We start from the raw sequence: 8,076 nt of genomic DNA on the forward strand, positions 1-8,076 counted from the left end.
GATCCGGGGCGCCGCCCCGAGACGAGGACACACCCATGAGCGATTCGGCCATCACCGGCGGGGCCAATACCCCCACCATCGCGAGCGACTCGGCGATCCCGCCCGAGGAGCTCGACCGCCTGACCGACGACATCGTGGTCGCCCTGAAGAGCGTCTACGATCCCGAGATCCCGGCCGACATCTACGAGCTCGGCCTGATCTACAAGGTCGACATCGCCGACGACCGCAAGGTGGCCATCGACATGACCCTCACCGCGCCGGGCTGCCCCGTCGCCGGCGAGATGCCGGGCTGGGTCGAGACCGCCGTGGCCGCCGTGCCGGGCGTGCAGTCCTGCGCCGTCACCATGGTGTTCGACCCGCCGTGGGACCAGAGCCGGATGTCCGACGAAGCCCGCGTCGCCCTGGACATGTGGTAGCGGGGATCAGCCTGCGCCGGCGAGATCCCGGCGCGGCGGGAAGCTCAAGCCGTCATAGATCTCCGCCAGCGAAAGGGTCGCGCCGATCTCCGGGAGGGCGATGACGGCATCGAGCCCCTCGAAGGTCTCGATGTCCCATCCGTCGCCGAGGCGCCGGTAGAGCAGGGCCTGCGGCTTCAGCGTCTCGACGAGGAGAATGGAGGCCAGGGTCGGGTGGCGCTTGGAGTCCTCGACTTTCCGCGTCTGGTCGATCGTCGTGGTCGATGGCGATGCCACCTCGACCACCAGCTTCGGCTCTCGCGCCTCGTAAGTATCCGGCACCAGAGGCGCGCATTCGACCATCACATCGGGCCTGCGCAGGCCCCGGATGCTGGTCCGGAGCGCAATATCGGCGGTCGTCGGACGGCAGGACGTCCCACGCAACTGCGTCCCGAGACTGACGATGACGTTCACCGTCGCCCGATCATGCTGCATGCTGGCTCCGGTCATCATCCGATGCCGCGGCACCGGCTGGCCGTCGACGCGTTCGTCGAGCTCGTCCTGATCGCGCTGCCAGACGAAGAAATCCTCGGGTGTCATGGTAAGGCGTGCGGAGTCGGCCATGACGATCGGTTCCCTGCCTTCCCTCATACCACTCTACCACACGGCATCGCTTCCTGCGCGGTCGGCCATGGACCGCAGGCTCCGCAATCCTTATCTTAACCGGGTTCAATCACCCTCACCCGCCCGGGCCTTGAACCCGGCCGTCGGAGAGACATCATGGCATCGAAGTTCAAGGTCCTGTCGCTGACCGACGCGGCCGCCGACCGGATCAAGGCGATCATCGCGGATGCGGACCAGCCGATCGCGGGCGTCCGGGTCGGCGTGAAGAACGGCGGCTGCGCCGGCATGTCCTACACCATGGAATATGCCGACGGGCAGAAGCCCGGCGAGGACAAGGTCGAGGATCGCGGCGTCACCGTCTTCGTCGATCCGAAGGCGCTGCTGTTCCTGCTGGGGACGCAGATGGACTTCCAGACCGACAAGCTCTCGTCGCAGTTCGTGTTCAACAACCCGAACCAGACCTCGGCCTGCGGCTGCGGCGAGTCCGTGGCGATCACCCCGGTGAACCCCGAGGCGGTCCACGCCGGCGCCTGAGGCGCCCGGCCGGACGCAGGGTCAGGCGACGCTCGACAGATCCGCGACGCCCGACGCGTCCATGTCGGCGTCGTCGACCGTGCGGTTGCGGCCGTCGCGCTTGGCCCTGAACATGCACTGGTCGGCACGCTCGAGCAGGGACACTGCGGTGTCGCCCGGGCGATGCACCGCGACCCCCAGGGAGATCGTGATCTTGCCGAGCGATTCGCCGGTGGAGCGCTTCACGAGTTCACGGGCCATCACACTGGTTCGCACCGTCTCGGCAACCGCGTAGGCCGCCGTCCGGCTGGTGGCGGGCAGCAGCATGGCGAATTCCTCGCCGCCGAAGCGGGCGAGGACGGCGCGGGTGTTGACGTGCTCGCGCATGACCATGGCCACGAGGCGCAACACCTGGTCGCCGGTGATGTGGCCGTAGACGTCGTTGAAGCGCTTGAACGAGTCGACGTCGACGACGATGAGGCAGGCCGGCGCCGCGGGGGAGGCCCCCTGCACCAGCTGGTACAGGCTATCCTCGAAGTGCTTGCGGTTCGACAATCCCGTGAGCGGATCGGTGAGACTCTCGAGGCGGGTCGCCTCCAGGGTCTCGCGCAGGGTCTCGATCTCGCGCCGGCTCTCGCGCATCCGCGCCTCAAGGGTACGGTTGTTGGCCGTGACCTCGCGGGTGGTCGCCACCAGGGCGGCCACGATGGCGTGCACGCTGGCCGCGGTCGGGACCGTCCCGTCGAGATCCTTGGCCAGATCGCGCAGCGACGCATCGTACTGGGTGGTCGAGCCGAGGGAGAGATCCAGCACCTCCATCACCCCCGCGATCTCCGACAGCACGCTGCTGCTCGCGCGCTCGGTGGCGGAGGACAGGCGGGAGGGATCGAGATAGGCCGCGTAGAGGCCGTCGATATCCGCCTCGGTCAGGCGCCCGGAGACCGCCGTCAGGCGCTTCAGAGCGTCGTTCATGTGTGGCTGCGTGCCGGAGACGTAGGCGTACCAGACCGCGTAGGCGCGCGGCTCCGCCGACGGTCCATAATCACGGATCAGCGCATTGGCACGCTCGGCCAGCGCAAAGCTCCGTTCGTGGTCGCCCTGACTGCCGCCCATCGTTCGTCCAACCGTCTCATCCATCCGGCCCAATCCCGGAGCGGAGCGTTTCCGCAGGATCGCATCATGCGGAAACGTTCGTGGAGATGCGGTTAAGGTTCGCCCGGACGAACGACTTATGGGGTCACGTTACTTTGAGGGTTTGACCACGGCCGGACGCAACAGAAAGGCCGGCACGTGCGAGCCGAGACCGACGGGCGTGTCGCCCTCGTCCTCGTCGCCGCGCCGCCGCGGCGCGCGACGCTCGTCGCGGGGCCGCTCGGCCGTGCGCTCGGGCCGGGAGGCCCGCTGCGGAGCCTGGGCCGCGGGTGCGGCGGCGACGTCCTGCGCGACCTCCGCCTCCGGGGCCGCACGCTCGGACGAACCCCGGCGGGACGACCGCCCGCTCCGTCCGTCCCGGCGTCCCTCCCGCCTGGGCGCACGCGCCTCGGCGGACACCTCCGGCCGGTCGCCGGCCTCGGGCCTCCCCTCGGAGCGGGCGCCCTCGGCCTTCGGCTCCGAGCGGCCGGCCGATGCGGCCCGTCCCTCGGGATTCCGGCTCTCGGACGTGCGGGCTTCGGACGTCCGGCCCTCGGGCTTGCGACCCTCGGAGCGGCGGGCCTCGCCGCCGCGAACCTGCCGGCCGGTCTTGCCGCGGTAACGCGTGCGCGTCGACTCGCCTTCCGCCGAGGGGCTGGATTCGGGCACCGAGGCGAGGTCGCCCTCCGCCCAAGGAATCGGCTGGCCGATCAGCGCCTCGATGGCGTGGAGCGACCGTTCGTCGGCCCGGCTGACCAGGGTGAAGGCGTTGCCGGCGCGACCGGCGCGGCCGGTGCGGCCGATGCGGTGCACGTAGTCTTCCGGATGATGCGGTACGTCGAAGTTGAAGACGTGGCTCACCGCCGGGATGTCGAGGCCACGCGCCGCCACGTCGCTGGCCACCAGGAGCGGAACCTCGCCCGAGCGGAACCCGTCGAGGGCGATGGTGCGGGCCCGCTGGTCCATGTCGCCGTGCAGGGCAGCCACGTTGAAGCCGTGGCTCGCCAGGGACTTCTGCAGCAGCGCCACGTCGCGCTTGCGGTTGCAGAAGATGATGCCGTTGTTCAGCTCGGCCTCGCCCCGGATCAGGCGGCGCAGGAGGTCGCGCTTCTCGTGCCCCTCGGAACTCGTCGCCACGAGCTTCTGCACGATGGTCGAGGCGGTGGAGGCGGGCCGGGCCACCTCGATCCGCTGCGGCGTGTGCAGGAACATGTCGGCCAGCCGCTCGATCTCCGGCGGCATGGTGGCGGAGAAGAACAGGGTCTGGCGCGTGAAGGGCACCATCTTCACGATGCGTTCGATGTCGGGGATGAAGCCCATGTCGAGCATGCGGTCGGCCTCATCGATGACGAGGAGCTCGACGCCCGTGAGCAGCAGCTTGCCGCGCTCGAAATGATCGAGGAGCCGGCCCGGCGTCGCGATCAGCACATCGGTGCCGCGCATCAGCTTGGCGTCCTGCTCCGCGAAGGAGACGCCGCCGATGATGAGGGCGACGTTGAGCTTGTGGTTGATGCCGTAGCGGTCGAAATTCTCCACCACCTGGGCCGCGAGCTCGCGGGTCGGCTCCAGGATCAGCGTGCGCGGCATGCGGGCCCGGGCGCGGCCGTTCTCCAGCAGCGTCAGCATCGGCAGCGTGAAGGCCGCCGTCTTGCCGGTGCCGGTCTGGGCGATGCCGAGGACGTCGCGGCGCGCGAGCACGTGGGGGATGGCCTGGGCCTGGATCGGCGTGGGCTCGGAATAACCGGCCGCCGTGACGGCCTGGAGGACCTTGTCGCTCAATCCGAGGTCGGCAAAAGACATATTCTATGAGAACCGTTGCGCGCGGGAATGGACCAACCGGCGCGGAGGACATCGACACGGCGACGGCTGGCATCAGGGGCGGCTTCGACACACGACCCGCCGCGCACACGCGTTGCGGGGACACTTAGGCCCTTGCACGGCCTTGTCAATCGAGGGGAACCCCAGCAGGACGGCTTATCCGCAAGCCCGTGATCCGCCGCCCGCCCTGGCAGGCCCCTTGCTCGGGCCATCACCCCCTCCCTGGACGAGGCCCGACCGCCCTGCGCATCCTGCTCATCAACCCGAACACCACCGCATCGGTCACCGACCTCGTGGCCGGCCATGTCCGGGCGATTGCCGGGCCGGGCGTCACCCTGGTGCCCGCCACGGGACGCTTCGGAGCCCGCTACATTTCCAGTCGCGCAGCGGCGGCGATCGCCGGGCACGCCGCCCTCGACGCCTTCGCCGAGCACGGGGCCGGCTGCGATGCGGTCTACCTCGCCTGTTTCGGCGATCCCGGCCTCGCCGCCCTGCGCGAGGTCTCCCCGGTGCCCGTGGTGGGGATGGCGGACGCCGCCTGCCGGGCCGCCCATGCGGGCGGCCGGCGCTTCGCCATCGTCACGGGCGGCGTCCTCTGGGGACCGATGCTGTCGGAGTTCGTCGCCGGCCTCGGCCTGGGCGATCACCTCACCGGCGTGCGCACCGTCGCGCCCACGGGGGGCGAGATCGCCGCGGACCCGGAGGCGGCCCTCGGCCTCCTCGCGGCGGCCTGCAGCGCCTGCGTTCGGGAGGACGGCGCCGAGGCGGTGATCCTCGGCGGCGCGGCCCTGGCCGGCCTCGCGGCACGGATCCAGCCCGCCGTCCCGGCGCCGGTCCTCTGCTCGGTGGAGGCCGGGACCCGCGCCGTCCTCGCCGCCGGCGCCGGGGGAGAGCGCCGGACCTGCGAGGCGCCGCCGCTGGCGAGCTACGGCCTGTCGACGGCCCTCGCCGCCCTGCTGGCGGGGGACTGACGCCCTCGGCTTCGTTCCGCGCAGGGCCCCGATCACTTTGCAGCGCAAAGAAATCGCTTGCATCGACTTTGCCGGCCCATATACTTTGCGTCGCAGAGTAGGACGCAGGACATGACGGATCTGGACAAGGCCCTGGCCGACATCGTCGCGATCCGCGCCCAGCTGGTGCGCGGCAGCGCCTTCCGGGGCTATGGCGCGGCCGCCTTCGCGGCCACCGCCGGCCTGGCGCTGATCACCGCCACGGCGCAGAGCCTCTTCCTCGAGGATCCGACGGCGCAGCCCCTGCTCTTCTTCGGCGGCTGGATCGCCACCGCCTTCGGCGCCCTCGGCCTCGTCGGTTGGGAGATGCGGGCCCGGGCCCGCCGCCACAGCGGCGGCTTCGCCGATGCGATGATCGGGGACGCGGTGGAGCAGTTCCTGCCGGCCGGCGCCGCCGGTGCACTTCTCGCCCTGGTGCTGGCGCGGGTCTCGCCCGAGACACTGTGGCTGCTGCCCGGCCTGTGGCCGGTGCTGGTCAGCCTCGGGATCTTCGCCGGGGCCCGGGTCATGCCGCGCGGGGTCGCCGTGGTGGGCGCCTGGTACCTCGTGGCGGGCCTCGCGGTCCTGGTGCTGACGGCCGAGAGCCATGCCCTCCTGCCCTGGGCGATGGGGCTGCCCTTCGGGATCGGGCAGGGGCTGATGGCGCTCGTCATCCGCCAAGCGTCCATTCCCCACCAACTCTCCATCACGCACCAAGCCCCGATCCGTCACCCGGCCTCGGAGGCGGCCGATGGCGACGCGTGAGGCTGCCCCCTTCGCCTATGACGGGCTCGACCGGGTCATCCACGAGAAGGCCCGCCTCGGTCTCCTCACCTCCCTGATCGCGCATCCGAAGGGGCTCGCCTTCTCCGACCTGAAGCAGCTCTGCGGCCTCACCGACGGCAATCTCAGCCGGCACCTCCAGGTGCTGCAGGAGGCGGGGCTCGTCGAGATCCGCAAGGGCTACGACGGCAACCGGCCCCAGACCACCTGCGGCCTGACCGCCGCCGGGCGCGGCCGCTTCCTCGACTACCTCGCCGTGCTGGAGCGCGTGGTCCGCGACGCCGCCGAAGCGACCGAGCGCGCCCCCCAACCCGGAGGCCGGCCGCAGCCGGCCTGACCCAGCCGCACACTCGCGCGCCCGACGTCCGAGATCCGTTCTCCATTTACCCGGAAACTTTACAATGCAAAGAGCTCTGCAGAACCAACTTCACGTCGGTATCATCATGGACGGCAACGGCCGCTGGGCGACCGAGCGCGGTTATCCGCGCCTGGCGGGCCACAGGGCCGGCGTCGCGGCGACCCGGCGGGTCGTGGCGGCGGCGCCCGGTGCCGGCATCGGCACGCTGACGCTCTACGCCTTCTCCAGCGACAACTGGCGTCGACCGCCGGAGGAGGTGGCCGGCATGATGGGCCTGCTGCGGCGCTACCTCCGAACCGAGGCGGAGCGCCTCGCGCGCGCGGGGATCCGCCTCAGCGTGATCGGCCGGCGCGACCGCCTGCCGGACGGTCTCACCGAAGCCATCGGGCGGGCGGAGCGCCTGACCGCGACGGGCACCGCCCTGCACCTGCGCGTGGCGATCGACTATTCCGGCCGCGCGGCGATCCTGGCGGCCGCCGCGACCTTGGCGACTGCCGCAGCCTTGGCGGCCGACGCGGCGCTGGCGGACTCCGGACCGCCCTCGGCCGCCGCCTTCGGACGTGCGGTCAGCGGCGAGGCGGTGCCGGATGTCGACCTCGTGATCCGCACCAGCGGCGAGCAGCGCTTGTCGGACTTCCTGCTGTGGGAGAGCGCCTACGCGGAATTGTACTTCACATCGACGCACTGGCCGGACTTCGATGCGGACGACCTCGCCGCCGCGCTGGCGGCCTTCGCCGGGCGACACCGCCGCTTCGGCGGCCTCGCCGCGCCCGCCCGCGCCGCCTGACGCCTGCGCCATCCCGTTCGCCGCGCAGGAGGACTCACGGGTCGCGCCGAAGGCAGGCGCGGCGGCGACCGGGGCTCGGGATCCTCGGGCGGCGGGGTGGGGGCAAGGCTTGCCCGCGCGCCACCATGCAGGTCGCGCCCGCGCAGCCTGCCTGGGCAGCCCGGCAAGGCACCCCCTTGACCGACAGGCAAGAAAACACCGGCGCGAACCAACTCTCGGCAAGATTTTGCCGATCTTTGACATCTCAAGAAAGTGTTGAGCGGGGTCTTGATTTCAACAAGGCCCGCGCAAACCGCGGATCACTTGTTTCTCGTGGATGTGCGTGATGGCACCCGCACACAAAGGTCAGGATGACCGATCGCTAACCTTTACCCTTCTTTGACATCTGGGGGCCTAAGAGGTGGCCTTGTTGCAGGAAAGCGACAGACCTCGCGTCGGCCAGGGACTACAAGCGCGCCGGCTCTCGCCAACCAGGACCAGGTAAACCAATGAAAAGACTGATTCTCGCCTCCACCGTGCTCGCCGGCCTGACTGCCGTCGCTTCGGCCGCCGACCTTCCGCGCCGCGCGGCGCCCCCGGTGTTCGTGCCGGTGCCGGTGTTCACCTGGACCGGCTTCTACGCTGGTTTCAACGCCGGTTACGGCTTCGACGCCTCCAGCAACAGCCAGCCGACCGTCA

At 70.6% G+C, this 8,076-nt stretch carries 9 protein-coding genes and 1 pseudogene; 7 read left to right on the plus strand and 3 right to left on the minus strand.

Annotation, left to right across the window (positions count from 1 at the left end):
* The first annotated feature begins 35 nt into the window (after positions 1-35).
* Complete coding sequence (locus CRT23_RS24550; RefSeq protein WP_055954150.1) at positions 36-416, plus strand: SUF system Fe-S cluster assembly protein; 381 nt, start codon at positions 36-38, stop codon at positions 414-416.
* A gap of 6 nt (positions 417-422) precedes the next feature.
* Here CRT23_RS24550 and CRT23_RS24555 read toward each other — a convergent pair whose 3' ends face one another.
* Positions 423-1,019 (minus strand): Uma2 family endonuclease, encoded by a 597-nt coding sequence (locus CRT23_RS24555; protein ID WP_103712191.1) that lies wholly within the window; start codon positions 1,017-1,019, stop codon positions 423-425.
* A gap of 156 nt (positions 1,020-1,175) precedes the next feature.
* On the opposite strand from CRT23_RS24555, the gene CRT23_RS24560 reads away from it, so the two are divergent.
* Positions 1,176-1,553 (plus strand): iron-sulfur cluster assembly accessory protein, encoded by a 378-nt coding sequence (locus CRT23_RS24560; protein WP_103712192.1) that lies wholly within the window; start codon positions 1,176-1,178, stop codon positions 1,551-1,553.
* A 21-nt stretch (positions 1,554-1,574) separates the two neighbouring features.
* On the opposite strand, the gene CRT23_RS24565 is transcribed toward CRT23_RS24560, so the two are convergent.
* Entirely contained in the window at positions 1,575-2,669 is a 1,095-nt protein-coding gene (locus tag CRT23_RS24565) for a GGDEF domain-containing protein (RefSeq protein WP_245436561.1), read from the minus strand.
* A gap of 105 nt (positions 2,670-2,774) precedes the next feature.
* Positions 2,775-4,463 carry a DEAD/DEAH box helicase gene (locus CRT23_RS24570; protein ID WP_103712194.1) on the minus strand — a complete coding sequence of 563 codons (1,689 nt, stop codon included), beginning with the start codon at positions 4,461-4,463 and terminating at the stop codon, positions 2,775-2,777.
* A gap of 260 nt (positions 4,464-4,723) precedes the next feature.
* On the opposite strand from CRT23_RS24570, the gene CRT23_RS24575 reads away from it, so the two are divergent.
* From CRT23_RS24575 to CRT23_RS24595, 5 genes and pseudogenes are all read left to right on the plus strand, one after another.
* Positions 4,724-5,452 (plus strand): aspartate/glutamate racemase family protein, encoded by a 729-nt coding sequence (locus CRT23_RS24575; protein WP_103712199.1) that lies wholly within the window; start codon positions 4,724-4,726, stop codon positions 5,450-5,452.
* A 111-nt stretch (positions 5,453-5,563) separates the two neighbouring features.
* Positions 5,564-6,235, plus strand: a complete 672-nt coding sequence (locus CRT23_RS24580) for a hypothetical protein (protein ID WP_245436563.1) — start codon at positions 5,564-5,566, stop codon at positions 6,233-6,235.
* The gene (locus CRT23_RS24585) at positions 6,222-6,590 is read left to right on the plus strand and encodes a transcriptional regulator (protein ID WP_103712195.1); all 369 of its coding nucleotides are present in this window, start codon (positions 6,222-6,224) and stop codon (positions 6,588-6,590) included. Before CRT23_RS24580 ends, CRT23_RS24585 begins: the two co-directional genes overlap by 14 nt.
* A 64-nt stretch (positions 6,591-6,654) precedes the next feature.
* Positions 6,655-7,398, plus strand: coding sequence for a di-trans,poly-cis-decaprenylcistransferase (locus CRT23_RS24590; protein WP_103712196.1), 744 nt, complete (start codon positions 6,655-6,657; stop codon positions 7,396-7,398).
* A 488-nt stretch (positions 7,399-7,886) separates the two neighbouring features.
* Positions 7,887-8,076, plus strand: a pseudogene (locus CRT23_RS24595) (porin family protein); the annotation flags it as partial.

Origin of the sequence: Methylobacterium sp. V23 (assembly GCF_002917135.1) — a bacterium.
Taxonomy (GTDB): Bacteria; Pseudomonadota; Alphaproteobacteria; order Rhizobiales; family Beijerinckiaceae; genus Methylobacterium.